The organism is Pseudomonas sp. s4, assembly GCF_046764235.1.
Lineage (GTDB): Bacteria > Pseudomonadota > Gammaproteobacteria > Pseudomonadales > Pseudomonadaceae > Aquipseudomonas > Aquipseudomonas asiatica.
In genome coordinates, this window is sequence record NZ_CP177209.1 from 3136552 (window position 1) to 3162336 (window position 25785).

At 64.2% G+C, this 25785-nt stretch carries 27 protein-coding genes and 2 pseudogenes; 14 read left to right on the forward strand and 15 right to left on the reverse strand.

Annotated features, from left to right (window positions below):
- Positions 1-21 precede the first annotated feature (21 nt).
- Genes ACK56M_RS14810 through ACK56M_RS14830 form a run of 5 tightly spaced genes read left to right on the forward strand, consistent with a single transcriptional unit; the run spans position 22 to position 4330 of the window.
- Positions 22-939 carry a DUF72 domain-containing protein gene (locus ACK56M_RS14810; RefSeq protein ID WP_411959604.1) on the forward strand — a complete coding sequence of 306 codons (918 nt, stop codon included), beginning with the start codon at positions 22-24 and terminating at the stop codon, positions 937-939.
- Complete coding sequence (locus tag ACK56M_RS14815) at positions 936-1721, forward strand: endonuclease/exonuclease/phosphatase family protein (protein WP_013972626.1); 786 nt, start codon at positions 936-938, stop codon at positions 1719-1721. Before ACK56M_RS14810 ends, ACK56M_RS14815 begins: the two co-directional genes overlap by 4 nt.
- Complete coding sequence (clsB, locus tag ACK56M_RS14820; RefSeq protein ID WP_054573296.1) at positions 1718-2920, forward strand: cardiolipin synthase ClsB; 1203 nt, start codon at positions 1718-1720, stop codon at positions 2918-2920. Before ACK56M_RS14815 ends, clsB begins: the two co-directional genes overlap by 4 nt.
- Positions 2920-3873, forward strand: coding sequence for a lysylphosphatidylglycerol synthase domain-containing protein (locus ACK56M_RS14825; RefSeq protein WP_411959605.1), 954 nt, complete (start codon positions 2920-2922; stop codon positions 3871-3873). Before clsB ends, ACK56M_RS14825 begins: the two co-directional genes overlap by 1 nt.
- A 28-nt stretch (positions 3874-3901) precedes the next feature.
- The gene (locus ACK56M_RS14830) at positions 3902-4330 is read left to right on the forward strand and encodes a hypothetical protein (RefSeq protein ID WP_411959606.1); all 429 of its coding nucleotides are present in this window, start codon (positions 3902-3904) and stop codon (positions 4328-4330) included.
- A gap of 124 nt (positions 4331-4454) precedes the next feature.
- On the opposite strand, the gene ACK56M_RS14835 is transcribed toward ACK56M_RS14830, so the two are convergent.
- Both ACK56M_RS14835 and ACK56M_RS14840 read right to left on the reverse strand, forming a co-directional pair.
- On the reverse strand, positions 4455-4679 hold the full coding sequence (locus ACK56M_RS14835) for a metallothionein (RefSeq protein WP_054573293.1): 225 nt from the start codon (positions 4677-4679) through the stop codon (positions 4455-4457).
- Positions 4676-5140: a hypothetical protein gene (locus tag ACK56M_RS14840; protein ID WP_054573292.1), complete on the reverse strand. Its 465-nt coding sequence runs from the start codon at positions 5138-5140 to the stop codon at positions 4676-4678. Before ACK56M_RS14840 ends, ACK56M_RS14835 begins: the two co-directional genes overlap by 4 nt.
- A gap of 128 nt (positions 5141-5268) precedes the next feature.
- Here ACK56M_RS14840 and ligD point away from each other — a divergent pair, with 128 nt between their 5' ends.
- Genes ligD through ACK56M_RS14865 form a run of 5 tightly spaced genes read left to right on the forward strand, consistent with a single transcriptional unit; the run spans position 5269 to position 10878 of the window.
- Positions 5269-7761: a DNA ligase D gene (ligD, locus tag ACK56M_RS14845; RefSeq protein WP_411959607.1), complete on the forward strand. Its 2493-nt coding sequence runs from the start codon at positions 5269-5271 to the stop codon at positions 7759-7761.
- Between the two features lie 54 nt (positions 7762-7815).
- The gene (locus tag ACK56M_RS14850; RefSeq protein ID WP_015270343.1) at positions 7816-8859 is read left to right on the forward strand and encodes an acyl-CoA dehydrogenase family protein; all 1044 of its coding nucleotides are present in this window, start codon (positions 7816-7818) and stop codon (positions 8857-8859) included.
- Positions 8856-9611 (forward strand): PIG-L deacetylase family protein, encoded by a 756-nt coding sequence (locus tag ACK56M_RS14855; protein ID WP_139657715.1) that lies wholly within the window; start codon positions 8856-8858, stop codon positions 9609-9611. Before ACK56M_RS14850 ends, ACK56M_RS14855 begins: the two co-directional genes overlap by 4 nt.
- An 11-nt stretch (positions 9612-9622) precedes the next feature.
- On the forward strand, positions 9623-10222 hold the full coding sequence (locus tag ACK56M_RS14860) for a class I SAM-dependent methyltransferase (protein ID WP_015270345.1): 600 nt from the start codon (positions 9623-9625) through the stop codon (positions 10220-10222).
- Entirely contained in the window at positions 10219-10878 is a 660-nt protein-coding gene (locus ACK56M_RS14865) for a glycosyltransferase (protein ID WP_015270346.1), read from the forward strand. Before ACK56M_RS14860 ends, ACK56M_RS14865 begins: the two co-directional genes overlap by 4 nt.
- 222 nt (positions 10879-11100) lie before the next feature.
- Here the strand turns inward: ACK56M_RS14865 and ACK56M_RS14870 are convergent, their stop codons facing one another.
- The 11 genes and pseudogenes from ACK56M_RS14870 to ACK56M_RS14920 all read right to left on the reverse strand — a co-directional run bounded on the left by ACK56M_RS14870 (position 11101) and on the right by ACK56M_RS14920 (position 20827).
- Positions 11101-11922, reverse strand: a complete 822-nt coding sequence (locus ACK56M_RS14870) for a Ku protein (protein WP_015270347.1) — start codon at positions 11920-11922, stop codon at positions 11101-11103.
- Positions 11923-11996: 74 nt separating this feature from the next.
- Positions 11997-12902, reverse strand: a complete 906-nt coding sequence (locus ACK56M_RS14875; RefSeq protein WP_013972638.1) for an SDR family oxidoreductase — start codon at positions 12900-12902, stop codon at positions 11997-11999.
- 127 nt (positions 12903-13029) lie between these two features.
- Positions 13030-13617, reverse strand: a complete 588-nt coding sequence (locus tag ACK56M_RS14880) for a nucleoside phosphorylase-like protein (protein WP_015270348.1) — start codon at positions 13615-13617, stop codon at positions 13030-13032.
- A 56-nt stretch (positions 13618-13673) separates the two neighbouring features.
- Complete coding sequence (locus ACK56M_RS14885) at positions 13674-14780, reverse strand: carboxylate-amine ligase (protein WP_100413629.1); 1107 nt, start codon at positions 14778-14780, stop codon at positions 13674-13676.
- A gap of 6 nt (positions 14781-14786) precedes the next feature.
- Complete coding sequence (locus ACK56M_RS14890; protein ID WP_054573286.1) at positions 14787-15740, reverse strand: methyltransferase; 954 nt, start codon at positions 15738-15740, stop codon at positions 14787-14789.
- Positions 15740-17073: pseudogene (locus ACK56M_RS14895) on the reverse strand (iron-containing redox enzyme family protein). Before ACK56M_RS14895 ends, ACK56M_RS14890 begins: the two are co-directional and overlap by 1 nt.
- A gap of 21 nt (positions 17074-17094) precedes the next feature.
- Positions 17095-17292 (reverse strand): hypothetical protein, encoded by a 198-nt coding sequence (locus tag ACK56M_RS14900; protein ID WP_061302263.1) that lies wholly within the window; start codon positions 17290-17292, stop codon positions 17095-17097.
- Positions 17293-17352: 60 nt separating this feature from the next.
- Positions 17353-17472, reverse strand: a pseudogene (locus tag ACK56M_RS14905) (general stress protein); the annotation flags it as partial.
- 205 nt (positions 17473-17677) lie between these two features.
- Positions 17678-18961, reverse strand: coding sequence for an NTP/NDP exchange transporter (locus tag ACK56M_RS14910; protein ID WP_054573282.1), 1284 nt, complete (start codon positions 18959-18961; stop codon positions 17678-17680).
- A gap of 4 nt (positions 18962-18965) precedes the next feature.
- A complete protein-coding gene (locus ACK56M_RS14915; protein WP_054573281.1) occupies positions 18966-19874 on the reverse strand; it encodes an aldo/keto reductase in 909 nt (302 codons plus the stop codon).
- 89 nt (positions 19875-19963) lie between these two features.
- Positions 19964-20827 (reverse strand): Dyp-type peroxidase, encoded by an 864-nt coding sequence (locus ACK56M_RS14920; protein WP_217190366.1) that lies wholly within the window; start codon positions 20825-20827, stop codon positions 19964-19966.
- 184 nt (positions 20828-21011) lie between these two features.
- Here ACK56M_RS14920 and ACK56M_RS14925 point away from each other — a divergent pair, with 184 nt between their 5' ends.
- Positions 21012-21905 (forward strand): bile acid:sodium symporter family protein, encoded by an 894-nt coding sequence (locus ACK56M_RS14925; RefSeq protein ID WP_054573280.1) that lies wholly within the window; start codon positions 21012-21014, stop codon positions 21903-21905.
- A 35-nt stretch (positions 21906-21940) separates the two neighbouring features.
- On the opposite strand, the gene ACK56M_RS14930 is transcribed toward ACK56M_RS14925, so the two are convergent.
- A complete protein-coding gene (locus ACK56M_RS14930; protein WP_015270356.1) occupies positions 21941-22408 on the reverse strand; it encodes a sterol desaturase family protein in 468 nt (155 codons plus the stop codon).
- Between the two features lie 166 nt (positions 22409-22574).
- On the opposite strand from ACK56M_RS14930, the gene ACK56M_RS14935 reads away from it, so the two are divergent.
- Positions 22575-23084 carry a GNAT family N-acetyltransferase gene (locus tag ACK56M_RS14935; RefSeq protein WP_054573279.1) on the forward strand — a complete coding sequence of 170 codons (510 nt, stop codon included), beginning with the start codon at positions 22575-22577 and terminating at the stop codon, positions 23082-23084.
- A 132-nt stretch (positions 23085-23216) separates the two neighbouring features.
- Here ACK56M_RS14935 and ACK56M_RS14940 read toward each other — a convergent pair whose 3' ends face one another.
- The gene (locus ACK56M_RS14940; protein WP_100413635.1) at positions 23217-24785 is read right to left on the reverse strand and encodes a sensor domain-containing diguanylate cyclase; all 1569 of its coding nucleotides are present in this window, start codon (positions 24783-24785) and stop codon (positions 23217-23219) included.
- Between the two features lie 152 nt (positions 24786-24937).
- Here ACK56M_RS14940 and ACK56M_RS14945 point away from each other — a divergent pair, with 152 nt between their 5' ends.
- Complete coding sequence (locus ACK56M_RS14945; RefSeq protein WP_217190363.1) at positions 24938-25438, forward strand: DUF4142 domain-containing protein; 501 nt, start codon at positions 24938-24940, stop codon at positions 25436-25438.
- An 8-nt stretch (positions 25439-25446) separates the two neighbouring features.
- Positions 25447-25698 carry a hypothetical protein gene (locus ACK56M_RS14950; RefSeq protein WP_015270359.1) on the forward strand — a complete coding sequence of 84 codons (252 nt, stop codon included), beginning with the start codon at positions 25447-25449 and terminating at the stop codon, positions 25696-25698.
- The last annotated feature ends 87 nt before the right edge of the window (positions 25699-25785 follow it).

A 25785-nucleotide genomic window follows, 5' to 3' on the forward strand; every position in this document is an offset into this window, starting at 1 on the left:
ACTGGCAATGAGGAAGGCAGCGTGAGCGATATCCGCATCGGCATCTCCGGTTGGCGCTACGGCCCGTGGCGCAAGGATTTCTACCCGAAGGGCCTACCCCAGGACGACGAACTGGCGTTCGCTTCGCGGGCGGTCAACAGCATTGAAATCAACGGCTCGTTCTACAGCCTGCAAACACCCGAACGCTACCAGGGCTGGCATGACCAGACGCCGCCCGGCTTCGTGTTCGCGGTAAAAGCCCCGCGCTACATCACCCATGTACGGCGGCTCAAGGACATCGAAGAAGCCATGGCCAATTTTTACGCATCCGGGCCGCTGCTGCTCGGCAAGAAGCTGGGCCCGTTCCTGTGGCAGTTTCCGCCGAACATGAAGTTCGACGAGGGCCGCTTCGCCCGCTTTCTCGAACTGCTACCGCACAGCCGCAAGGAGGCCCGCGAATGCGCACAGGGGTGTGCGCAGCGCCTGAAGGACAACGGCAGCACCGATATCAGGGGCAACGCACGGCTGCGCCACGCGGTGGAAATCCGCAACGAAAGCTTTTTGTGCGAAGCCTTCATCAAGTTGCTGCGCAAGCACCAGGTAGCGCTGGTAGTGGCCGACAGTGCCGGTAAATGGCCCTATGTCGAGGACCTTACCGCCGACTTCGTGTACATGCGCCTGCATGGCGATGTCGAGCTGTACAGCAGTGGCTATACCGCCCAGGCGCTGCGGCGCTGGAAGCAGCGCATCCAGCACTGGAGCCAGGGCCGCCAGGCCGACGATGCCCAGCTGGTAGTGCCTGGGCCGCCACCGCGGCGCGCCGCCCGTGACGTCTACTGCTATTTCGACAACGACCAGAAAGTCCATGCGCCTTATGACGCCCGGCGCCTGTTGCAGAAGCTGTCGCTGGACCATGAACTGATGACCGAGCCTGGCGTGGTGCCGGAGGTGACCCTGTGAACAGGACCCTGCCTGCCCCGCACGGCATCATCGACAAGATCACCGCCGTGCGTCGGCTGAATGTGCTGACGTTGAACGTGCACAAGGGCTTCACCTTCTTCAATCGGCGCTTCATCCTGCCCGAGTTGCGCGAAGCCGTGCGCGCCACCGGCGCCGACCTGGTGTTCCTGCAGGAGGTGCACGGCAGCCACCAGCAACATGCCCTGCGCCACCCGGCCTGGCCGGATACGCCACAGTACGAGTTCCTGGCCGACAGCATGTGGCCGCAGTTCGCCTACGGCCGCAATGCGGTGTACCCCCATGGGGACCACGGCAACGCGCTGCTGTCGAAATTCCCCATCAGCCGCTTCGACAACCTGGACGTCTCGGTGCAGGGCAACGAGCAGCGCGGGCTGCTGCACTGCCAGCTGGAGGTGCCGGGCCATGACCAGGTACATGCGGTGTGCGTGCACCTCGGCCTGCGCGAGGCCCACCGGCAACGCCAGGTAAAGCTGCTGCTGGACCTGCTCGACAGCCTGCCGCCCAAGGCGCCGGTAATCATCGCCGGCGATTTCAACGATTGGCGGCTGAAGGCCGATGCCGTGCTGTGCGAACACCTGGTAGAGGCCTTCGGCGAGCATTTCGGCACCCCGGCGCGCAGTTTTCCGGCGCGTCTGCCGCTGTTGCGCCTGGACCGCATCTACCTGCGCAATGCCATGCCCGGCACTGCCCAGGTGCTGTCGAAGTACCCGTGGTCGCACCTTTCCGACCACGCCCCTCTGGCTGCGGAGATCAAACTGTGAACCGACCCTGGGTAGACGGCAACAGCGTGCAGTTGCTGATCAATGGCGAGCAATACTACCCCCGCGTGTTCGAGGCCATGGCCCAGGCACGGGAGGAAATCCTGCTGGAGACCTTCATCATCTTCGATGACAAGGTTGGCCAGCAATTGCAGCAGGTACTGATAGATGCCGCCCACCGCGGCGTGCGTGTCGAAGTGGCCGTGGATGGCTACGGCACGGCCGACCTGCCCGACTCCTTCATTGCGGCCATGACCGATGCCGGGGTCAGTTTCCATGCCTTCGACCCGCAGCCGCGGCTGGTGGGCATGCGCACTAACCTGTTCCGGCGCCTGCACCGCAAGATCGTGGTGGTCGATGGCGAGCGGGCCTTCATTGGCGGCATCAACTACAGCGCCGACCACCTGGGCGATTTTGGTGCCATGGCCAAGCAGGACTATGCCGTGGAAGTCGCCGGCCCGGTGGTGGCGCAGGTGCATGCCGCCAGCAAGCGCCTGATGTCGCCGGTGCTGCAGCCGCCCAGCGCCGTACGCCCGCTGACCGAGCCTGCCGGTACCTGCAGCGCCGTGCTGGTCGAGCGCGACAACGGGGTGCGCAGCACCGATATCGAGGCCCACTACCTGCAGGCGTTTCGCAGCGCCCGGCAGCGCATCGTGGTGGCCAACGCGTATTTCTTCCCGGGCTACCGGTTGATGCGTGAACTGCGCAATGCGTCCCGGCGTGGCGTGGAGGTGCGGCTGATCCTGCAGGGCCAGCCAGACATGCGCTGGGTGCGGGCGCTGTCGCGGCTGTTGTACAACTACCTGCTGCGCGATGGTGTGGCCATTCACGAGTATTGCCAGCGGCCGCTGCACGGCAAGGTGGCGCTGGTGGACGATGAGTGGGCCACGGTCGGCTCCAGCAACCTGGACCCGCTCAGCCTGTCGTTCAACCTGGAAGCCAACCTGTTCATCCGTGATCGCGCCTTCAACCAGCAGCTCAACCAGCACCTGCAGCAGCTGGCCCGCGAACAATGCAAGCCGGTCACCCTGGAACGCATGGTTCGCGGCTACTGGTGGCGGGCGCCGCTGATATTCGTGTGCTTCCACGTGATCCGCCATTTCCCGCGGATTGCCGGCTGGTTCCCGGCGCACCGCCAGCACCTGCGCTCGGTGCAGCCGGAGGCCGAGGCACAGGGTGACTACCACGAGGGCCAAACCTGATGGCGCGTAAACACTGGCAAATCTGGGGCAAGCGGCTGTTCACCCTGGCATTCCTGATCCTGATCCCTGCGCTGTTGTACCTGCTGGCGCGCAACCTGGACTGGAACGAGGTGCGCCAGTCGTTGCTGGCCTACAAGCCCGGCACCCTGGCCATAGGCCTGGCGCTGGCCGGGTGCAGCTACCTGACGTTCGCCAGCTACGACCTGCTGGCTCGGGCCTACACCGGCCACCACCTGCCGGCACGCCAGGTTTTGCCAGTGGCCTTCGTGTGCTATGCCTTCAACCTGAATTTCACCACCTGGGTGGGTGGGGTTGCCTTGCGCTACCGGCTTTACAGCCGCCTGGGCCTGGACACGGCTACCATCACCCGCATCCTCACCCTGGGCCTGCTGACCAACTGGATGGGCTACATGCTGCTGGCTGGCACCGTGTTCGCCTTGCGCCTGGTCGAGCTGCCCGCCAACTGGGCGGTCGGTGCCAGCGGCCTGCAACTGATCGGCGTGGTGTTGCTGGCGATTGCCGCTGGCTACCTGCTGGCCTGTGGCTTCGCCAAAAAGCGCACCTGGCGCTGGCGCGACCATGAGGTAACGCTGCCGCCGCTGCGCCTGGCGCTGTGCCAGGTTGTACTGGGTGCCAGCAACTGGGCGCTGATGGCGCTGCTGATCTTCTGGTTGCTGCCTGGCGAAGCCTTCTACCCGTCGATTCTTGGCATCCTGCTGATCAGCTGCGTGGCTGGTGTGGTTGCGCATATCCCGGCCGGGCTGGGTGTGCTGGAAACGGTGTTCCTGGCCCTGCTGCATGGGCAGCTTGCCCAGGGCACGCTGGTGGCGGCCCTGCTGGGCTACCGCACGTTGTACTACCTGGTGCCGCTGTTGCTGGCGGTGCTTGTCTACCTGATCCTCGAGAAACGCGCCAAGGCCATGCGCCGGCGCGACAAGCCTGCCCAGACCTGACAAGGGCCATTGGCCCGGGAGGTGGCAAATGCGTGGCGCTGTCTTGAAGCCGATGTTGATACTGATGATGGCCAGCCTGCTCAGCGGCCAGGCCCTGGCCGAAGCCTGCAACGTGCTCACCCGTTCCTCCAGCGAGGCGGTAACGCCGGTGGAGCGACACAGCTGCTACAGCTACAGCAACCTGCCCGCCGAAGCGATCAACTGGTCGTGCAGCAATGAGAGCAAGGACATGCTCAACAGCGAAAAGCACAAGGTCGCGCGTTGTGCCGATGGCAGCGTTGGCAGTTGCATCGCACCGTTGACCCAGGAGGCATTGGCCAACCCCAAGGCAACTGGCGGTGACAAGCCGGCGTTGCCCAAGGATGCACGGGTGATCACCTACTACTACGACACCCCCAGCCTGGGCCAGGCCCGCAGTGATTACGAGCGTAGCAATGGTATCTGGCAGACTCACTGATTCTGCGGGCCTGCGCGCTGCTTTGTGTAGGAGCGGCCTTGTGTCGCGAAAGGGCCGCAAGGCCGCTCCTACAGGATCATCACAGCCCCATAGACCTATGCAGAAGCTATGGGACGGCGATGTTTCAGGGCGAAATCGGGTCACTCGCCGGAAAAGTCTCGTCCAGCGCATTGTCCACGGCGCTTTCCTTGGTTTTTCCCCCACAGTGGCAATCCGGCATCCGGCACGGTTCGCCATTGCGATGCCCGCTGGCACAGGCCTCGCAGCAATACACCTTGCCTTCGAGCTGCAAGGCATTGGCATCCACGGTGCAGGAACAATCTGCACAGGCACAACGCAACTCGTTCATGGCTTGCTCTCCTCGTCATCGATCACATCATCGGTCCACGGTTCGCCATCAAGCGGTGCGGAGCGGGCCAGTTCGGCTTCGTCCAGGCCTATGCCGCCGCCAATCTCATTGGCCTCTACCCGCCTAAGGGTCTTGTCTGCAGGGCCACCGCTGCCACCGGGTTCGTGCGGGTCACGGGCGCCGGTCTCGTCCAGCAAAGTGTCCGGGCTAAGGTCGTCGTAGGTGACGTTGTCCTCGTGCAGGCTGTCGCTCAACGCCTCGCCGCCAGTCATGCCGCTTTCGGCAACGCGCCGCGGTGGGAACTCGCGGGCCACGTCCGCGGCCGGTCGCTCGTCACCCGCACGCCCCTCGCGCTCGTCCAGGCGCTCGTCGAAGTCCAGTTCATGCACGCTGCCCATGCGGTCTTCGGTATCGTCGATTTCAGTGGGGGTATAGGGCTTCGGTTCATCTGTTCGGGCCATGTGCGTTCTCCGTCAGGTGGCTTCATTCGGTCGACTGCACCTGCTGGTGGAAGATTCAGAGTTTTTTTGAACTACCGCCCGGGCCGTTGCCTCCCAGATTAGAGACTGCGAACCGCCCGGAGCCCGCCATGGCCAAGCCCCTGCAGGAATATGCGCGCAAGCGCGACTTCAATGCCACGCCCGAGCCCAGCGGCAAGCGCAGCCGTGGCAAGCGGGCCCACGCGCTGCAGTTCTGCATCCAGAAGCACGATGCCAGCCACCTGCACTACGACTTCCGCCTGGAACTCGATGGCACGCTGAAAAGCTGGGCCATCCCCAAAGGGCCGTCGCTGGACCCCAAGGTGCGCCGCCTCGCCGTGCACGTGGAGGACCACCCGCTGGACTACGCCGACTTCGAAGGCCATATCCCCGAAGGCCATTACGGCGCAGGTGACGTGATCGTCTGGGACCGGGGCATCTGGGAGCCCGAAGGCGATGCGCATGAGGCCTATGCCAAGGGCAAACTGCGTTTCAGCCTGCAAGGCGAAAAGCTCGGCGGTGTATGGAACCTGTTCCGCACCCACCTGGCGGGCAAGAAGGAGCAGTGGATGCTGGTCAAGTCGCACGACGGCCTGGCGCGCAGCGAAGCCGACTACAGCATCGTCGACGCCCAGCCCGACAGCGTGCTCAGCGACCGCACGCTGGTGCCGCGCAAGCCGACAGCAAAAAAGGCCGCCGCGCCACGTCGCAAAGCCGCCAGCAAAGGCCGGAAGGTGCCGTTGCCGGCGCAGCTGCAGCCACAACTGGCGACCTTGGTCGACTCCCCGCCCAGTGGCGACTGGCGCTACGAGGTCAAGTTCGACGGTTACCGCATCCTTGCCCGCATCGACGGTGATGACGTGCGCCTGTTCACCCGCAATGGCCATGACTGGAGCAGCAAGATGCCCAGGCAGGTTGCCGCCTTGCGTGCGCTGGGCCTCGATTCGGCCTGGCTCGATGGCGAGGTGGTGGTGGCTGGCGAAGACGGCGCGGCGGACTTCCAGGCGCTGCAGAACGCTTTCGACACCGAGCATGACGAGCACATCACCTATTACCTGTTCGACTTGCCCTTCCTGGGCGGCCAGGACCTGCGCCAATTACCGCTGCAGGACCGGCGCGACACCTTGCAGCGCTTGCTGGAACACAACGAATCGGACGTACTCAAGTACTCCGCCGACTTTGACCAGCCGGTCGAATCCCTGCTCGACAGCGCTTGCAGGCTGCAACTCGAAGGCCTGATCGGCAAGCGCGTCGACAGCCCCTACAGCGGCCGCCGCAGCCCCGACTGGATCAAGCTCAAGTGCAAGCAGCGCCAGGAGTTCGTGATCGTCGGCTACACCGACCCCAAAGGCAGCCGCAGCGGCTTTGGTGCCCTGCTGCTGGCCTTGCACGACAACGACAGCGGCGAGTTGCGCTATGCCGGCAAGGTCGGCACCGGCTTCAGTGCAACCACGCTGGCCAGCATCCATGCCCGGCTCAAACCATTGGAAACCGCCAAGCCGGCCCTGCCCAACCCGCCCACCGGGGCCGAAGCCCGGGGCGTGCACTGGCTGAAACCGCAACTGCTGGCCGAAGTCGCCTATGCCCAGATGACCCGTGACGGCATCGTGCGCCACTCGGTGTTCCACGGCCTGCGCGATGACAAACCGGCTACCGCCATCGACCTGGAGCGCAGCATGCCCGCCAAGACCCTGCCCAAGCGCAAGCAGGCCAAGGCCCCCGAGGCTTTGGGCGAGCTGCGCCTGACCCACCCCGAGCGGGTGGTCGACGCCACCAGCGGCGTTACCAAGCGCGAGGTCGCCGAGTACTACGCCGCAGTCAGCCAATGGATACTGCCCCAGCTCAAGAATCGCCCGGTGGCGCTGGTACGTGCACCGGACGGGCTGGCCGGGGAGCTGTTCTTCCAGAAGAACGCCGGCCAGTTGCATCTGCCCAACGTGCTCAGCTATGACAAGGCCGAGGCCGGCCAGGCGGCGATGGTCATCAATCGCGCCGACACCTTGATCGGCGCAGTGCAGATGAACATGCTCGAACTGCACACCTGGAACGCCACCGACAAGGACTTCGACAAGCCCGACCGCTTCGTCCTCGACCTTGACCCGGACCCGGCGCTGCCGTGGAAGGCCATGCTGGAAGCCACCCAACTGGCCCTCACCTTGCTGGATGAACTGGGCCTGAAGGTGTTTCTCAAGACCAGTGGCGGCAAAGGCATGCACCTGGTAGTGCCCATGACCCGGCGTGCCAGCTGGGATGAGGTCAAGGCATTCAGCCACGGCATCGTCGATTACCTGGCCAGGTTGTTCCCCGACAGGCTCAGTGCCGTGTCCGGGCCCAAAAATCGCATCGGGCGCATCTTCATCGACTACCTGCGCAACGGCAATGGGGCTACCACCGCCTGCGCGTATACCCTGCGCGCCCGCGAAGGCCTGCCGGTATCCGTGCCGATCTGGCGCGAGGAACTGCCGCAACTCAAGGGCGCCAACCAGTGGAACATCGGCAACGTGCTTGAACGACTGGCCGATGTGGACGACCCCTGGGCCGATTATGGCAAGACCAGGCAATCGATCACCGTGGGCATGCGCAAGCAGCTGGGGCTGGCCTGATGACGACTTGCCTTCAGCGCTACGCCCGCAATGCCTCACCAAGGAGCCGAGCCCATGAGCATTGTCCAGGATTTTGACCTGACCAACCTCGATCGCCTGTTGCGAGCCTTCGGCGAGCGGCAGCAACCGCTCAACCTCGATACCCAGTTGCCGCAGCTGATTCAGGCACTGCAAGCCGACCACCTCGACCTGCTGCCCCTGCCTGGCCAGGGCAATACGCTACGGCGCTGGCAAACCCTCGCCCGGGTGGCTGGCTGTGACCTGGCCTTGGCCAAGCTGTACGAGGGCCACACCGACGCGGCGGCGATCCTTGCCGAATGCGCGGCTGCACACCACGCTGCCGAGGGTATATGGGGCGTGTGGGCCGCCGAACCGCCGGATGCCCGCGCCTGCATTGTCGCCCGTGATGGCGACCAGGTCCGCCTGGAGGGTCGCAAGGCCTGGTGTTCGGGCGCACTGCAGATCGACCGGGCGCTGGTCACGGCCTGGGACCAGCACGGCCAGCCCCAGCTGGTGGCCATCGAACTGTCCCATCCCAGCCAGGACCTTGCCATAGACCGCTGGCAGGCCATCGGCATGGCCACCACCGCCAGTGTCGAAGTCGAGTTCAACCACACCCCTGGCATCGCCATCGGCCGCCCCGGGCAATACCTGTCACGCCCCGGCTTCTGGCATGGCGGTGCTGGCATTGCAGCCTGCTGGTACGGCGCGGCCGAGGCATTGGCCGATTACCTGCGCGAACACTGCCGCAACCCCCGCCCCGACCCACATGCCGATGCTCACCTGGGCGCGGTCGATGCCGCCTTGTACGGCGCCAGGGCGGCACTGCGCGAATGCGCGGCATGGATCGACCGCCAGCCAGGCGCAGACGCCAGCTTCGAAGTGCGCCGCACCCGCGCCCAGGTGGAACAGGCCGTTGAACAGGTGATCCACCACGTTGGCCGGGCGCTGGGCGCCACTCCTTTCTGCCGTGACAACCACTTTGCCCGGCTGAGTGCCGACTTGCCGGTGTTCCTGCGCCAGAGCCATGCCGAGCGCGACCTGGCGGCGCTCGGGGAGCAGTTGGCAAAACAGCCGGCGGGAGTCTGGCAACTATGAGCGAGAACCTGATCCAGGCGAACAGCGGTACACCGTGGGCGGACTGGCAGCAGGCCGCGCACCTGGCCAGGGCCACCTGGATCACCCCTCAGCAATTGTGCCCGCCGGGCCGCCGCCTGGTGCTGCTGGCACCGCACCCCGATGACGAGATTCTCATGGCCGGTGGGCTGCTGGCGGGCTTCCACGGCCGGGAAGACGACCTGGTGCTGATTTCCGCCACCGATGGTGAAGCCAGTCACCCCGGCTCTACCCACTGGAGCGAACACCGCCTGCGCCGGCAAAGGCCACTGGAGAGCCGCCATGCCCTGCAACAGCTTGACCTCGACCTCGGCCGCCTGGACTGGCGGCGGCTCCACCTCAAGGACGGCGCGTTGCCACGTGACGAGGCGTTTCTACTCAACCACCTGAGCCAGTTGCTCAGGCCTGACGACCTGCTGATGGCTACCTGGAGCGGCGATGGCCACTGTGACCACAAAGCAGTAGGCCGGGCTGCCGCGCAGGCGGCCCGGATGCGCAAGGTGCAATGCCTTGAGGTACCCGTGTGGGCGTGGCACTGGGCACGACCGGACGACCCGCGTCTGCCGTGGCCGCGTGCCCACCGCATTCAGCTGGACGAGGCCAGCCTGGCCCGCAAGCGCAAGGCCCTGGCCGCCCATGTCAGCCAACTCGAACCGGACGGCCAGCGCCCGCCCGTACTGCCGCCGAACTTGCTGGATTGTCTGCTGCAACCTTTCGAACTGGTGTTCCTGTAAATGGAGTTGTCATGAGCCTCGACCCACAGTATTTCGCCGACCTGTACGCCACCAGTGAAGACCCTTGGGCCTTTCGCACCCGCTGGTACGAAAAGCGCAAGCGCGAGCTGGTCATGGCCTGCCTGCCGCGCCAGTGCTACCAGCGCGTGTTCGAGCCCGCTTGCGCCAATGGCGAGCTCAGCGCCTTGCTGGCCGAGCGTTGTGCCAACCTGGTGTGTCAGGACCTGGACCCTACTGCGGTAGCGCTGGCCGGTGAACGCTTGACTGGGCTGCGCAATGTCTCGGTGGAGCTGGCGCGGCTGCCGGCGGACTGGCCAGGTGGGCGTTTCGACCTGATCGTGCTGAGCGAGGTGGGTTACTACCTCGACCCGACCGACTGGTTGCAGGTGATCGAACAGTCAGTGGCCAGCCTGACCTACGACGGCGGGCTGCTGGCCTGCCACTGGAAGCATCCCATCGCCGGCTGCCCGCAGGACGGGCGTGAAGTGCACCGCATGCTAGCCCGGCACCTTCCGCTGTATCTGCAGTTCCAGCATGACGAGGCGGACTTCTTGCTGGAGTACTGGTCCTCTCAGCCCAGCGTGGTCGACCTGGACGAGACCTGCCCATGATTGGCGTGGTCATTCCGGCGCACAACGAGGCGCGACACCTGGGGCGGTGCCTGCGCGCAATGCAGGCTGCTGCCCTTCAGGCTCGGCAGTCGGGGCAACGGGTCGAGGTACTGGTGGTACTGGACCGCTGCAGTGATGGCAGTGCCGCTGTGGCAAGGCGCTACGGTGTGCAGATGCTGTCGGTGGATGCCGGCAATGTAGGCTTGGCCCGCCGGGTGGGCGCGGCACACATGGTCGAGCGCGGCGCGAAATGGCTGGCGTTCACCGATGCCGACAGCCGTGTGCCGGAACATTGGCTGCTTTCGCAACTGGCCTGTGATGCCGAGGTCGTATGCGGCACGGTGCATGTCGAGCACTGGCAACCCTGGCAGACAGCGGCCTTGCGCAAGCTGTACCACAGCCGTTACCAGGCACATGAGGGGCATCGGCATGTGCATGGGGCCAATCTGGGTGTGTGTGCCGACGCCTATGATCGTGTGGGCGGCTTCCAGCCACTGGCGGCGCATGAGGATGTGCAACTGGTCAGCGACCTGCAGGCCAGTGGTGCGCAGATCGTATGGACCGCCAGGCACAGCGTGGCCACCAGCAGCCGGAGCGACAGCCGCGCCCGCGAAGGGTTTGGTGATTATCTGGCTGGGTTGCAGACACAGGTTTGATGAGGCTTGTGTTTGACTCCTGGTTCAGCAGTTTCTGTAGGAGCAGCCTTGTGCTGCGAAGAGGCCGGTACTGACAAAGCCTGTCTATTGCTTGTACCGGCCTCTTCGCAGCACAAGGCTGCTCCTACAAAGGACGCTTCAAACGAGCGATATTTGTTCTCCGCGCGACAGCGCGGCCCCAAAGGGCTGGGCAATTTCCCACCCAGTGCAAGCGCAACGGAATCACGACGCCTTGCGTGTCTTCTTCGCCGGCTTCTTGCCACCGAGGCTGCGCTTGAGCAGTTCGGTGAGGTCGAGGATGTCCGCGCCTTTCCCTGCTTCCGTCGCCTCGCCCTTCTCCACAGTCTCGATCTTGCCCTTGCTGGCCTTTTCTTCCACCAGGTCCATGATGGTCTGGCGGAAGGCATCGTGGTAATCCGCAGGCTTCCACTGCCCGCTCATGTCTTCGACCAACCGCTTGGCCATGTCCAGTTCGCGCTTGTCCACCTTGGCCTCGGTGACGCTGCTGTCCAGCTCCAGCGTTTCCAGCCCGCGCACTTCTTCGGGCCAGCGCAAGGTGATCATCACCAGCGCATCATCCAGCGGCCGCAACAACGCCAGGTGCTGGCGGGTGTGCAGCACTACCGTGGCCAGCGCCACCTTGCCGGTCTTCGCCAGGGTTTCGCGCAGCAAGGCGTATACCTTGCCGCCACGGCGGTCGGGGGTAAGGTAATACGGCGTGTCGAAGTGCTGCAGCGGGATCTCGCCAGCCTCCACGAAGGAGAAGATATCGATCGTCTGGGTCGCCTCGGGCCGGGCCTTGCGGATTTCCTCCTCGCTGATCACCACATAGCGGCCCTTCTCGAACTCGACGCCCTTGACGATGTTGTCCTTGTCGATTTCCTTGCCAGTGACCTTGTTCACCCGCTTGTAGCCGACCGGCTCCATGCTGCGCTTGTCGAGCCAGTCGAAATCGACCCGCTCGGTGCGCACCGCGGTATTGAGGGCCACGGGGATATGCACGAGACCGAAACTGATGGCGCCTTTCCAGATTGCCCTAGCCATTGAAGGTGCTCCCAGGGTTGCCTGCCAATACCTGAATCGACTGCAACCGGCGGCGAAGGTTTAGCCGCCCCGCCCTACGGCAGCGGGTTGCCGCCGGTCACGCCGAACACCTCGCCGGTGATGTAGCTGGACTCCTGGCTGGCCAGCAACACATACACCGGCGCACACTCGGCGGGTTGCCCCGGTCGCTTCATCGGCGTTTGTGCGCCGAACTCGGGGATTTTCTCCGGCGGTTGGCCGCCACTGGGCTGCAACACGGTCCAGATGGGCCCCGGGGCCACGGCATTGACCCTGATGCCGCGCTCGATCACCTGCTTGGCCAAGGCCTTGGTGAAGGCGACGATCGCGGCCTTGGTGGTGGCATAGTCGAGCAAGGTGGCCGAAGGCTGGTAGGACTGGATCGAGGCGGTGTTGATGATGGTCGCCCCCGCCGGCATCAGCGGCACGGCCGCCTGGCACAGCCAGAACAGCGCGTAGACGTTGGTTTTCAGGGTGTGGTCGAACTGCTCGTGGCTGATCTGGCTGATGTCCTTGCGCGCTTCCTGCTTGCCGGCGACGTTGACCAGGATGTCCAGCCCGCCAAGTTGCTCATGGGCCTGGTCGACCAGCTCCTTGCAGAACTGCTCATCCTTCAGGTCACCGGCAATTGCCACCACCTTGCGGCCTTCGGCTTCAATCAGCTTGATGACTTCGCGGGCATCGGGTTGCTCGATGGGCATGTAGTTGAGGGCAATGTCGGCACCCTCACGGGCAAAGGCGATGGCCACTGCACGGCCGATGCCCGAATCCGCACCGGTGATCAGCGCCTTGCGCCCTGCCAGGCGGCCAAAACCCTTGTAGGTGGTTTCGCCGTGGTCTGGCTCGGGCTGCATGTTGGCATCCAGCCCCGGTGCTGGTTGGCCTTGGGCCGGGAATGGTGGATGCGGGTACTGGGTCAGCGGGTTCTGCATGCTGAACTGGTCGTGGGGTTTGTTAGGCATGGGGGCCTCTCCTCTGGTGTACCGGTGTTGGCCCATTCGCGGGCTTGCCCGCGAAGGCCGTCCTACCGTTTTCGAGGAGAGCCTTCATCGATGGTTTTTTTCGACTGGCCCAAACACCGACCAGCGGTCACACCGGGCTAAACAGCACCCGCCTGAAGGCCTCGGCAGCCAGGTGCACCTGTACCGCCCAGTCCTGCGCCGCATCACTGCCGGCATCATCGGAAATGTACTTCAGGCACACGAACGGGATGCCTTCGCTGCGTGCGATCAGCGCCAGCACGTAGGCTTCCATGTCGACCACGTCATAGGGTGCATCGCCATGGTTGATCTCGAAGCTGTCGCCACTGCCGCAGGTTTCCAGGGCCAGGCCGGGGATTTGCGCCCCATGCTCCAGCACCACCGGGATGTCCGACAAAGGTGTCTGGTAACGGGCGAAGCCCAGTGGGGTCACATCCATGTCGCGCTGCACGAAGCGGGTGCAGCACACCACCTCGCCCTTGCCATGGCGCTGGCTGCCGGCCGAGCCGAGGTTGACGATCAGCCTGGGCCGGCGCGCGGCAATGGCCTTGGTCAGGGCGATGGCGGCATTGACCTTGCCGATGCCGGTGAACACGGTATTGACGTCAGCGAATACATCGCCGGCCTCGGCTTCGAGGGCGAAGACAAACAACGTGTCGTCCAGGGAAATGTCGGGGAATTGCTTGATCAGCATCATGGCGCAGGTGGTTCCGGGTGGCTGCGAAAGGCGCGGCCATTTTCGGTCAACCCCGGCTAATTGCAAGCCCCGGCGGCCACCACGGCTCGTAATGCCTGCGCCCTGCCCAAGCCTGCAGCGCTGGCCTGGGCCAGGCATTGCAGCTGCTGGTCGGCATGGGTGCCATCGCGCAGCAGGCGTTGTGCATGCAGGAAGGCGCGTTCGGCGTCTACAGTGTCGATCGGCAACTGTTCCTGCAACTGGGCCAACCAACCTGCGGACGTGACCGGCTGCTGCTCATGCAGGCCAATGAACTCGCCCTGGCGCCCATGGCGCATGGCGCGCCAGTAGTTTTCCTGGGTGATCCAGCGCTGCTCGCGGCTGCAGGCGGACGAGTCGTGCCGGTACACGATGCTGTGCTCGACCAGGTGACGAAATAGCGCGGCGATGCACAGCGCGTCCTCCAGCCGCGGGCAGCCATCGCAGATGCGCAGTTCGACCGTCGGGAAGCGCCGTGAAGGCCGGATCGCCCACCAGAAGTCGCCATCCGCGGCCAGCGACCCTGTGCGTTGCAGCAATGCACGGTAGCGCTCGTAGGCTGCCCAGTCCGGCAAAGGCTCGGGCAAACCCATGTGCGGCCACTCCCCGCAAATTACCCGCCGGTAGCTCATGTAGCCGGTGCACTGGCCTGCCCACAGCGGGGATGACGTGCTCAGCACCAGCAACAGAGGCAGCCAGCCCAGTACACGGTTGATCAATTGGATGCGGTCGCAACCTGGCGGTACGCCCACGTGAACATGCAGGCCGTTGAGCAGGCTACGCCGCGCCACATGCCGGTAGTCAGCGAACAGTTGCTGGTAATGCGCAGGGGTAGCAGGTTTCTGACGCAGCCAGGCGGCATTGGGGTGGCTTGCCGCGCCGTACAGGCCCATGCCCTCTTCGGCCAGCGCTGTGTTCAGCCGCTGGCGGCTGTGCTGGAAGAACTCGCGTGCCTCGAACAGGTTGGCGAACACCGGCGAGGCCACCTCGATCTGGCTGCGGAACATTTCCTGGGCAAAATGCTGGCCCAGCGCCTTGCGACAACGCCCGAGCACAGCTGGCAAAGGTGTGGCTGGCACCTGCCCCGTGTCCAGGTTCACCAGCAGGTATTCTTCCTCGATGCCGAACGTGCAGGGTCGGGCCATGCTGCCTCAGCTGTTGCGGGTGACTGTGAGCACCACCGCGGCGATGCGCTCGACCTGCTCGTAACCGGGTTCGTTCAGTTGCTCGCCAAACACGTCCGGGTCGATTTCCCGATATACCCAGGACCATTCCGGGCCCGCCAGGCGCAGGCGAATGGCTTCGAGCAAGGCATCACGGCCTTCGACTATCGCCACGCCGGTATACAACAGTAGCGAGCCCCCTGAGCCGAGCCGCTCGCAAGCTTGCTCGACGATACGCAGCGAAAGCTGCGCGCCGAGCGAACCTCCGCCATGCCGATAGGTACGTTGGCAGGCATCCAGCATGTACGGCGGGTTGGCAACGATAAGGTCGAACAGCCCGGTAATGCCGTCGAGCAGGTCACTGGGTTCCACGGAAACATTGCTCAAGCCCGCCAATGCCGCGTTGATCGCGGTGTAACGCAGCGCGAGCGGGTTGATATCCACGGCGCTGACATGGGCATGGGGCGCCGCGCGGGCGATCAGCAAGGCGCCGACACCCGTGCCGCACCCGATATCCACGGCATGCTCGACACGCTTGGGGGTGCGTTGCAGGTGATCGTGAATCACTTGGGCGAAACGGTAACTGTCGGGGCCGAGAAACACTGCGTCGGTTTCCTCGGTGGGGTAAGCAGAGTGCAGCAGCAGCAGGTCGTCGATCGTGGACCAGCGCACGGTGCTGATCAGCAGTTCTCCGTGCTGCTTGAGCACCTGAGCCCGCCGCATCTGGTCCAGCTCATCGGCAGAAACCAATGACGAACGGAACGGACGGTTCCAGCCGAACACATCGCGCACTGTCCTGGCTTGCCCGGCTTGCGGGCGCGCATTCACGCGAGCATGGGTTGCCGGGGTGACGCAGGTGAAGCGGTAGCCGTCGGCGCGCAGGCGCCTGCCCAATTGCAGCATTGCCTGGTCAGCCTGGATTTGTTGTGGATCGAGCAGCATCAGCGGGTTACCTCCTGATTCAGGCCGGTAGCACGCAAGTAGCGCCGGGTGGCCAGCAACCCTTCCGGTGTCGCATGACGGTTACCGGACATCGTGTCGATCAACGTCTGGATATCGGCGTCCGGGGCAGGAGTCGCGAGCGTATCATCCGATTCCACCTGCACCTCCCAGCTGCCAGGCAGCACGCGACGCCCGCGGGCTTGCAAGCCTGCAGCGATCCAGTCGTGCCATAGCTGTTTTTCATACGCCGTGAACACGCCATACATCGGTGCCGAGGGGCCATCGATGAGTCCCCACCAGCGGCTGTTGGCGGGTGCTTCACCACGGCGGATCCAGCCCTGTGCCTGCAAGGCTTGCAGAAACGCGGGCATGGCACCGGGCTCGGCCAGCCATTGGTTGACGGTGCGTTTTTGCAAGCGGCAATGGTCGGAATGCATGAATTGGCCAAAATTGCGCTTGCGCTCCAGTGCCGACAGCAGCTCGGATTCAAGATCGAAGCTGCTGATCAGGCTGGGTGTATCAAGCCCCAGGTCATTCAAGCGGTACCCGCTGCGCACCCGCTGGTAGAACTGGCCAGCGTCGTCGACCGGGCAGAGTTGGCGTAGCACTGGTTGGACAGATGCGCATGCCCGCTGGCTGCGTTGTCGATGGTCACATGAAGCTGGAAATAATGGCCATCGATGCCCACTTCCGCCAGTTCGTAAGTGGTAATCAGCAAATGCAACGGTGGTTGTTCATAGCCCAGGTTGTAGCCGATCAGCTCGGGAAGAAAATCATCGCCATGGCGCCCCAACGCCAACTGCAAGGCACCTTGCAGGTAACGCTGGTCGTCCAGTTCAGTCAGGCCCAGGCAACCCAGCCGGCTCAACAGCCGTTGGTAGATCAGCACATGGTTGCAGCGCGGATCACCGCCACCCAGTTCTTCCAGGTAGGTGCGAATCAGGCCGTGATAGCGCGGATCGCCCCAGTGGCGCAAGGTGCTGTGCAGCCATGCCCCGTCCACTGCCTTGGTGGGCGCCACTTGTTGCAGGAACCACAACGCCTGGGCGCGGTTGGCAAAGTAGCGCCGAGGTGCGCCTTGGCGGCGTTGTTCGAGGTAACTGGCATAGGCTTCGGCCACCTGGCTTGCATGGCCAGCGCTCCAGGCTTCCAGCTGAGCAGGATCGGCAGGCAGGTCATCCGGCAAACGCTGCGCGCGTGCCAATTGTTCGCTCAGCCAGGCTGTACTCGTGGTGTCGTGGCTCACGAGCAGCTTGTGGTAACGCTCCTTCAGGCTTGGCCCATTTGCCGAAGCCGGTATCACCGCGCCGGTCTTGCGGGTCATTACCGTCATGCCGTAGTCCTTGTCCGCGTTTTATTGGCTGGGTTTCTGCCCGGGCATCGGTTCAGGGGCCGGCGCCGGCTGGGTAGCGGGTTTGTCGCCGGGTTGCTGCATCTGCAGTGAAGGTTTGCTTTGGTCGGCATCCTTTGCCGGGTGGTCGTCATCCCGGTCGAAACAGCCACCCAGCAAGCCAAGCGTGCCCACCAGCGCTATCAGAGGGATCAATCGCATGGGGTTCTCCTCATGTGCAGAATCGCAGTGCCCGATCACCCGGGCACTGCGCAGGCTCACTTACGAACGGCCGCCCTTGCGGTCCGATTCGCTGGTACGGCCACCACCGGATTGCTGGCCGCCCTTGCGCCCAGCTTCGGAGGCTTTTTCGCGGTCATTGGCAAAGTTGCCCGGGTTCTTGTTGCCACCCTGGCTGCCTTGCTGGTTGCCGGTGCGGCTGTTCTCTTTGTTGGCCATGGTCTTAAACCTCGTATGACTTGGGAATGCACGGCATTACCCGCCGTACACCTGTTGGGAGTTCGGTCATTTCGGCGGATTCGGTTTAATGCGAAGCGTTCGGACCAGCGGCATTAAATAAGCGGCATCAGCATATTTGGCGCGCCTGTCAGTCGCGCGATGTGCTATCCAGGCGTGCCTGTCGCTTTCCCAGCAAACCTCCGGTCATCGCCCAGCCCAAAGCCATCAGCGTACCGATCAACATCGCCAGTTGCGGGTACTCGCCCATCACATCCAGCCCCCGCTTGACCCAGCCACTGAGCGCGTCACCGCCGCGGTAGACCACGGTGTCGATGAAGTTCTTGGCCTTGTACTTGTCCTCGGCGGGCAGCACGGTGAACAGCATCTCCCGCCCCGGCCGCACCAGCGCGTACTCACCGGCCCGGCGCACCACCATCACCACCACGAACACGGCGAACACCGGGGCCAGTGCCAGCCACAGGAAGCCCGCAGCCATCACCAGCGGCACCGCCACCAGCAGCACACCCACCCCCAGCCGGCGGGCCAGGCGACCGGTGAGGAACACCTGGGTGAGGATGGCCAGGGCCTGTACCACGCTGTCGATCAGCCCGAACACCTGGGTTTGCCGGGTACGGTCGGTGAAGGTTTCGCTGACGATGCGTGCCTGCTCGAAATACAGGAAGGTGCTGACACTGGCGAGCAACACCACGAACAGGGCAATGCCCAGCAGGTAGGGCGAGCGCAGTACGGCAGTGGCACCGGCAAACGGGTTGCCGCCCAGTGGCCGGGAATCCGCCCGCTCGGCTTGCGCCGGTAGAGGGTTGAGCTTTCGCCAGCGTTGCAAGTACAACGTAGCGCCAATGCTGCCCAAAAGAAGCGCTGCGGCCAACACCAGCAAGCCGGCATGGCCCAGCGGCGCTACCAGCAGCGTGCCCAGGATGGGGCCGCTGAGCCCACCCAAGCTGGCCCCGGCCGCCAGCAGGCCGAACAGGCGCTTGCCTTGTGCGGTGGAAAACAGGTCGGCGAGCACGCTCCAGGCCAGCGATATGCTCAGCAGGTTGAACACCGACAGCCAGATGTAAAAGGCCCGCGCCGCCCATGAAGCTTCCGGATTGCGGGCAAACAGCACGGCGAACAGCAGCAGGTTGCTGGCGAAAAAGCCGTAGGTCCAGGGCAGGATGTGTCGGCGCTGCACCTTGGAGGCCAGCCAGCCAAACAGCGGCAGGCACGCCAGGGTGGCGATGAAAGTGCCGGTGAACAGCCATTGCAGGTTGTCCACGCCACCGGCGACGCCCATGGTTTCGCGTACCGGGCGCAGCATGAAATAGCCAGTGAACAACAGGTAGAACAGCAGCAAACCGGCGATCACCGCTGGCCCTTCGCCGGGCTGGATGTTCAGCCCCTGGTCCAGGCGCCGCCGCCAGGCTGCCATGGTGTCAGGCAAACTGCTTGATCAGCGCCTGTTGCTGCGCCTGGGTCAGCAACGGCCCGTGCCCGGCCTTGAGCTGGTCGAGTTGGCGCTCGGGTCGGCTGGTCGCGGGGATGACCGTGGTCACCGCCGGGTGACTGATGGCGAACTTGAGAAACAGCTGCGCCCAGCTGCCGACACCCGCCTCTGCGGCCCAGCCGGGCAAGGCCTGGTCCTTCACCCGGGCGAACAGGCGGCCATCGTCGAACGCCCGGTTGACCAGCACGGCGACGCCCTTGTCCTGGCACAGCGGCAGCAGTTCGCGGGCGGCGTCGGGGGCATTGACCGAGTAGTTGATCTGGATGAAATCCAGCGGCTCGCTGCGCACGATGCGGGCTACCTCGTCCTGGCCACTGTTCAGGTAATGGGTGATGCCGACATAGCGGGTCTTGCCCTGCTGCTTCAATTCGCGGGCATAAGGCAGCTGGGTCTGCCAGTCGCGCAGGTTGTGGATCTGCAGCAAGTCGACCTTGTCGGTGCGCAGGCTCGCGAGGCTGCCGGCCCATTGCGCTTCGGCGTCTGCCCGGCTGTCGGCGGCGATCTTGGTGGCAATGAAGCATTGCCGGTGCCAGCCGCCCTCTTCCAGCAGCTGGCCGAGAATGCTGTCGGCGCCGCCGTAGTTGGGCGAGGTGTCGATAACCCGGCCACCGCCTTCGAAGAAGGCCTGCAGTACAACTTTCAGCTGCTGGTACTGGGCAGAACCGGCTTGCACTTCGAAACTGCCGGAGGTACCAGCACCGATCACCGGCAGCGCTTCACCGGTGCTCGGCACTTGGCGGGTCAGCAAACCCGCCGGGGCAGCGGCGTGCAACCAGGGGCTGGCGGCCAGCAAGCCCAAGGTGGCACCCGCACGTAGGACATCACGACGTGCGTACATGGAAAAGCTCCCGTCATGAAGCGGAAACTTTCAAGGCTAGCCGCTGCCCCCGGCTGCGTCCGGTGTTTCTGTATCTGGATGTTTAGCGATCAGGCTTGCAGCAACAGGCTCAGGTCGACACCCGTCTCGCACATCGGCGGACACCAGTAGTATCCACCGGTCAGTGGCCGGCTGAAGCGGTACAGGCCGTCGATGATGCCGTCCTCCAGACCGCTCATGCGCCGCAGCTGCACCTCGAACGCATCGAAGCTGTGGCCCAGGGCCACGAAGGCCAGGCCAGCGCCCCGTTGGTCTGCCCAGGCCACCGAACGACGGACCATGAACGCTTCTGGTTCGAAGCTTTCCTGGGCCGTGCGCTTGACGTGGGCGGACTCGGGGGCGTCGTCGAGCTCTTCGTTGTCGCTAAGGCGCCGGCCGATGATGTTGTCCTGGTCAGCCTGGGGCAGCGACTTGAAGTACTCCAGGTCGTGCTTCCACAGCTGGAACGCGGCAAAGCTGGAGCCATCAGCGCCAATTGCCGCCTGCACGGCCTCTTCGTCCACCGGGTTTTCGGTGCCGTCCTCATAGCCGGTCAGGTCATGGCCGCCACGGTGCAGGAAGCCATCGACGCTGTCGGCCAGGCGCAGGGCCGGAGCCAATGCCAGCTCAAGGGCCTGGGCCCGCAGCAGCAGGTCACCGCGCTCGTCGCCACGCAGCCACAGCCACAGTGCGTGTTGGGTGCTGGGGTTCTCCACGGCAGCATCCAGCTGGGGGAAGGCGCGCAAGCCAGGTACGTCACGGCCCAGGGCCTTGGCCAGCGGGGCGCCGACACCCAGGATCAACTGTTCGCCATCGACCTGCGGCAGCAAGGCATCCAGGGCGGCAGGCAGGGCCTCGGGCGACTGCAGGGAGAAGAACAGGTGACGGGCGTGGGCCGGCACCGGGGTGGCAAGCAGACCTTGCTGGAACGGCATGACAGGATAATCCTCGGTAAAAACGGGAATGCTACTGCGCCTGCAGGCCTGCTGCAACGCGGCATACAGCCTCGCTGGGCGCTGCGCTCGGTAACAAACGGTTACCAAGGGCTGGCGTTTTGCGATTAGCTATCAATCAGGGCCGACCTACACTCCACCGGATCCTTCGCCCGAGAGACCGCCCATGACCGCCTCACCTTTGCTCACCGCTTTTCTGCCGCTGGCCCTGGGCATCATCATGCTCGGTCTCGGGTTATCGCTGACCCTGGCCGACTTTGCCCGCATAGTGAAGTACCCCAAGCCGGTGGTGGTAGGCCTGGTTTGCCAGATCCTGCTGCTGCCGCTGGTGTGCTTCCTGATCGCCAACGGGTTTGGCCTGGAGTCGGCGCTGGCGGTGGGGCTGATGTTGCTGGCCGCCTCGCCGGGCGGCACCACGGCCAACCTGTTCAGCCACCTGGCCCATGGCGATGTGGCATTGAATATCACCCTGACGGCAGTCAACTCGCTGATCGCGATCCTGACCATGCCACTGCTGGTGAACCTGTCGCTGAGCTGGTTCATGGCATCGGACCAGGCCATACCGCTGCAGTTTGCCAAGGTGATGCAGGTGTTTGCCATCGTCCTGCTGCCGGTGGCGCTGGGCATGCTGGTTCGCCGCTTTGCACCCGCCTTCGCCGCGCGCATGGAGAAGCCGATGAAGCTGGTGGCTGCGTTGTTCCTGGCGTTCACCATCGTCCTGGCGCTGGCCAAGGACTGGCAGACCGTGGTTGCCTACGCGCCGGTGGTGGGCCTGGCCGCGCTGCTGTTCAACCTGCTGAGCCTGAGCGTGGGCTACTGGGTACCGCGCCTGCTGAACATTCCCAAGCGCCAGGCGATTGCGATCGGCATGGAGATCGGCATCCATAACGGCACCTTGGCGATTGCCCTGGCATTGAGCCCTTCGCTGCTGAACAACGCCACCATGGCAGTGCCGGCGGCGCTTTACAGCCTGATCATGTTCTTCACCGCGGCGGCGTTTGGCTGGTGGGTGAGCCGCGGGCATGTGGCGGCGCAGCCCAAGGGTGAAACAGTGAACTGAGGCAAGTTCCCTGTGGGAGCGGGCGCCAGTCCCTGTCACAACTGGCTGCGCTTGTGCCGCAACTGCTGCTTCAACACCTTCAACGGCGGTGCATAGAAGAACCCGAACGACACACTCCCCGTTCTCCCCTTCACCGCATGATGCAACCGGTGTGCGCGGTGCAGGCGCTTGAGGTAGCGGTTGACCGGCCGTGGCTTGCGTGGCCAATGCCGATGAAAGAACCCGTCGTGGGCCACGACATACAGCACGCCGTACCCCGCCACGCCGCCACCCACCCACTGCAAGGGCGCAAAACCACCCTTGCCCAGGGCCACCAGCAGCGTGGCGATCAGCCCCAGGGCCACCAGGTACAGGTCATTGGTTTCGAGCATGCCCAGTTGCGGCTCATGGTGCGAGCGGTGCAGCCACCAGCCCCAGCCATGCATGATGTACTTGTGAGCCAGCGTGCCAACGCCCTCCATGGCCACCAGGGTGCCGAACAGTACGGCGAGATTGAACAGCATGGAACGGTCCGGGGGATGGCAAGGGAAGGCGCAAGGGTACCGATTGGCCGCGTTTTTTTCCATGCAGGCGTGACCGGTTGACGAAAGGTGTAAGCTCGGTGCGCTGCCATTGCAGCCGCAGGTGCTGGTGGCAGACCAGGACGTACAACTTGAAAAGGACTGATTGATGCGCATCCGCCCTACCCTTGAGCGCGATATTCAATGGCTCCCGGACGTCGAGCGCTCGGCGGCCCAGGCTTTTGCCGCCCGGCCGGCGCTGGCATGGCTGGCGCAAGGGGATGTGATGGATTGCGAGGCACATCGGGAATTCGTCGACGCAGGCGGTAGCTGGGTGGTCGAGGACCTGGATGGACGGATTCTGGGGTTTGCCTGTGCCCGGCTCGAGGATCAGGCGCTGCATCTTCATGAAATTTCGGTGCGCCGGGAGGCCCAGGGGCAAGGTGTCGGGCGCAAGCTGTTGCAGCAGGTGGTCGATGCGGCGCGCCATACGGGGGCGCGGGAGCTGACCTTGACCACCTTTGCCGATGTGCCATGGAATGCGCCGTTCTATGCGCAGTTGGGGTTCGAGGTGATCGGTGAGGGGCTGCTGGATGCACGCTTGCAGCAGATTCTGGCCGATGAGCTTGCCCATGGGCTTGAGGGCCGCTGTGCGATGCGCCTTGGCGTGGATAACTAGACCCCGGGGCTGCTTTGCAGCCCATCGCCGGCAAGCCAGCTCCCACAGGTACAGCGACAGCCTAGAGATCAACGCTGTTCCCGTGGGAGCTGGCTTGCCGGCGATGAGGCCGGTACAGGCAACCAAGGGCGTTTATTCATCTACGCCCACCACTGCACGTTCTGCCAGGCAATACCCGTCCCGCCCCCGGCGCTTGGCCTGGTACAGCGCCGCATCCGCTGCCGCCATCAGGCGCTCGGCCGTACACCCCTCCCGCGCCAGGTCACCCACGGCAATCCCCGCACTGCACGACACCCGGCCCAGTGGGCTACCTGCATGCTCCAGCATCTGACGCCGCAACAGCTGTTGCACTTCCTGCACCAGCAGCTCCGCCCCGCGAACATCGGTATCAGGCAGCAGCAGTGTGAACTCCTCGCCCCCATAGCGCACAGCCAGGTCGGCCGGCCGCTTCAGTGCCTGCTGCAGCACCTCGGCAAAGCGCCGCAGGCACTGGTCGCCCGCTGGGTGCCCGTAACGGTCGTTGTAGGCCTTGAAGTAATCCAGGTCGAGCATCACCAGCGCCAGCGAGTAGCCCTGGCGTCGTGCCCGACGCAGCTCCGGCTCGAACACTGCGTCCAGCCGCCTGCGGTTACCCAGGCCGGTCAGGCTGTCGGTCAGTGCCAGGGCCTTGAGGGTCTGGTGTGCCTGGTGCAGCGCCCGCTCGATGACAATACGCTCGCGTAACTGGCGCAACACCACACCACCAAACGCTGCCAGCCCCACCAGCAACAGCAGCAACACTGCCACCGACTTGATCGCATCGTGCCGCCAGGGCGCGACGATCGATTCCCGCGACAAGCCGGCCTCCACCACCAACGGGTAGCTGGCCAGCGCCCGATAGCCATACAGCCGTGGCGTACCGTCCACCACGGCGACCGCCTCAGCCACCCCTTCGCTTGCATGCGGCAGGTGCTTGCGGAAGATCTCGCTGCTGCTAAGGCTGCGGCCAATCACCTGTTCGACGAACGGCCGCCGTACCAGGATAGTGCCGTCGCGCTTGGCCAGTACCAGCGCACCGCGTTCGTCGATCTTGAAGTCGCCGTAGTAGCGTACGAACCAGTCCACCTTGATGGTGCCCAGCAACACCCCGGCGAAGCTGCCATCGGCGTATTGCAGGCGCCGTGAAATGGGGATGATCAGGTCGCCAGTAGAACGGCTGCGCACCACCGAGCCAATGTGAACCCCGCGGTCGGTATGCTCGCGGTGGTAGATGAAGTAGTCGCGGTCGGCATTGTTGGCATTGGGCGGGACTACCGCCTGGTCGGTAACGATCCAGCCACCATCCGGGCCATACACGAACAACCCGTGCAACTGCGGCATGATGCTTTTCTGCTGGACCAGCAAGGTATGCAGGCGCGGCCGGTCGATGTGCTCGAAGCCGTCGCCTTCCAGGCGCTCGGCCAGCGCCGCGGTAATTGCGTCGACCTGGCGGATGGCATCTTCGGCATGCTGCGCCGTGGCCCGGGCCAGGTTGGAGACCATGTTCTCGGCATTGGTGAAGGCGTGCCGGTAGTCGCGCCAGATGCGCCAACCTTCCACCACGACAAAGGCGAGCATCACCACCAGCATGAACGCGAGTACCAGGCGGAACAGCGCCACGGCCCGGCCCTCGCCGGTTATCGCGAAGAGCCCGTCCTCATCCTGCTTCCTGGCTGCGCACATTGAAATCCCTAGCCTTACCGCGTTCGCCGCGTTTCACTATAGTTCAGCACCATCTGGGCGCAGCCGGCCAGGAAAAAGATTAAACCTTTGCTCCCCATTCACCCTCAACCGTACGCGACACTGAGGTCGCGCCACGGTTTAAGGAGTGAAGCATGAGCAGTCTCTTCATCAAGCGTGTCGGTTTTTCCATGGTATTAGGCTTGGCATCGGTGCAGGCAATGGCGGCGAGTTCCGATGACTTCGTCGAAGCGGCTACCGAGGCCGGTATTGCCGAAGTGGTCACCGGCAAGCTGGCCCTGGAAAAAACTCAGAATGCCGAAATCAAGACCTTTGCCCAGCAGATGGTCAGCGACCACACGAAGGCCAATCAGAAACTCGGCGACATCGCTCGCAAGCTCGACATCTCCGTACCCGATGAGGCGGCAATAACCGACAAGGTCAAGAAAATGATCCTGGAATGGCGAGAGGAGTCGTTTGACAAGTCTTACGTCAACAACCAGGTCGACGCTCACGAAAGGGCGGTGGAGTTGTTCAAGAAGGAAGCTGCATCGTCCGACAAGGCTGAATTGAAGGCCTTTGCCAGCGAAACCCTGCCCAAGCTCGAACAGCATCTGGAGCATGCCAAGGCGCTTCAGGCCAAACACGGCAAGTGAGGCCCGCCATGAGTAACGATGCATTGAAAGCCGAAGTGCTGACTCGCCTGTTGCACGCTCACCCCCAAGGGTTGGGCAAGGAAGTGCTGGACAACTACCGGGGCGAGAAAGCCGTGGCCGGCATGCTCAAGACGCTGCAGGAGGCCGGTTTGATCCAGGATGGCAGCGTGGCGGTGAGCAGCGACCACCAGATCAGCGTGAACTACCCCATCAAGCTATCGGCGGCAGGTGTGGAGGCAGCCAGACAAGCCGAAGGCTGAGCGCGCCCTCCCGCCCAACCTTGTCGCACAGGGAACAAGGTTCGAAAGCGTGTCACATTCCCTGTGGGAGCGGGCGTGCCCGCGAAG

Coding starts and splice junctions, on each gene's coding strand:
- ACK56M_RS14825 (WP_411959605.1), top strand. CDS start 2,920: ATGGCGCGTAAACACTGGCAAATCTGGGGCAAGCGGCTGTTCACCCTG.
- ACK56M_RS14830 (WP_411959606.1), top strand. CDS start 3,902: ATGCGTGGCGCTGTCTTGAAGCCGATGTTGATACTGATGATGGCCAGC.
- ACK56M_RS14835 (WP_054573293.1), bottom strand. CDS start 4,679: ATGAACGAGTTGCGTTGTGCCTGTGCAGATTGTTCCTGCACCGTGGAT.
- ACK56M_RS14840 (WP_054573292.1), bottom strand. CDS start 5,140: ATGGCCCGAACAGATGAACCGAAGCCCTATACCCCCACTGAAATCGAC.
- ligD (WP_411959607.1), top strand. CDS start 5,269: ATGGCCAAGCCCCTGCAGGAATATGCGCGCAAGCGCGACTTCAATGCC.
- ACK56M_RS14850 (WP_015270343.1), top strand. CDS start 7,816: ATGAGCATTGTCCAGGATTTTGACCTGACCAACCTCGATCGCCTGTTG.
- ACK56M_RS14855 (WP_139657715.1), top strand. CDS start 8,856: ATGAGCGAGAACCTGATCCAGGCGAACAGCGGTACACCGTGGGCGGAC.
- ACK56M_RS14860 (WP_015270345.1), top strand. CDS start 9,623: ATGAGCCTCGACCCACAGTATTTCGCCGACCTGTACGCCACCAGTGAA.
- ACK56M_RS14865 (WP_015270346.1), top strand. CDS start 10,219: ATGATTGGCGTGGTCATTCCGGCGCACAACGAGGCGCGACACCTGGGG.
- ACK56M_RS14870 (WP_015270347.1), bottom strand. CDS start 11,922: ATGGCTAGGGCAATCTGGAAAGGCGCCATCAGTTTCGGTCTCGTGCAT.
- ACK56M_RS14875 (WP_013972638.1), bottom strand. CDS start 12,902: ATGCCTAACAAACCCCACGACCAGTTCAGCATGCAGAACCCGCTGACC.
- ACK56M_RS14880 (WP_015270348.1), bottom strand. CDS start 13,617: ATGATGCTGATCAAGCAATTCCCCGACATTTCCCTGGACGACACGTTG.
- ACK56M_RS14885 (WP_100413629.1), bottom strand. CDS start 14,780: ATGGCCCGACCCTGCACGTTCGGCATCGAGGAAGAATACCTGCTGGTG.
- ACK56M_RS14890 (WP_054573286.1), bottom strand. CDS start 15,740: ATGCTGCTCGATCCACAACAAATCCAGGCTGACCAGGCAATGCTGCAA.
- ACK56M_RS14900 (WP_061302263.1), bottom strand. CDS start 17,292: ATGCGATTGATCCCTCTGATAGCGCTGGTGGGCACGCTTGGCTTGCTG.
- ACK56M_RS14910 (WP_054573282.1), bottom strand. CDS start 18,961: ATGGCAGCCTGGCGGCGGCGCCTGGACCAGGGGCTGAACATCCAGCCC.
- ACK56M_RS14915 (WP_054573281.1), bottom strand. CDS start 19,874: ATGTACGCACGTCGTGATGTCCTACGTGCGGGTGCCACCTTGGGCTTG.
- ACK56M_RS14920 (WP_217190366.1), bottom strand. CDS start 20,827: ATGCCGTTCCAGCAAGGTCTGCTTGCCACCCCGGTGCCGGCCCACGCC.
- ACK56M_RS14925 (WP_054573280.1), top strand. CDS start 21,012: ATGACCGCCTCACCTTTGCTCACCGCTTTTCTGCCGCTGGCCCTGGGC.
- ACK56M_RS14930 (WP_015270356.1), bottom strand. CDS start 22,408: ATGCTGTTCAATCTCGCCGTACTGTTCGGCACCCTGGTGGCCATGGAG.
- ACK56M_RS14935 (WP_054573279.1), top strand. CDS start 22,575: ATGCGCATCCGCCCTACCCTTGAGCGCGATATTCAATGGCTCCCGGAC.
- ACK56M_RS14940 (WP_100413635.1), bottom strand. CDS start 24,785: ATGTGCGCAGCCAGGAAGCAGGATGAGGACGGGCTCTTCGCGATAACC.
- ACK56M_RS14945 (WP_217190363.1), top strand. CDS start 24,938: ATGAGCAGTCTCTTCATCAAGCGTGTCGGTTTTTCCATGGTATTAGGC.
- ACK56M_RS14950 (WP_015270359.1), top strand. CDS start 25,447: ATGAGTAACGATGCATTGAAAGCCGAAGTGCTGACTCGCCTGTTGCAC.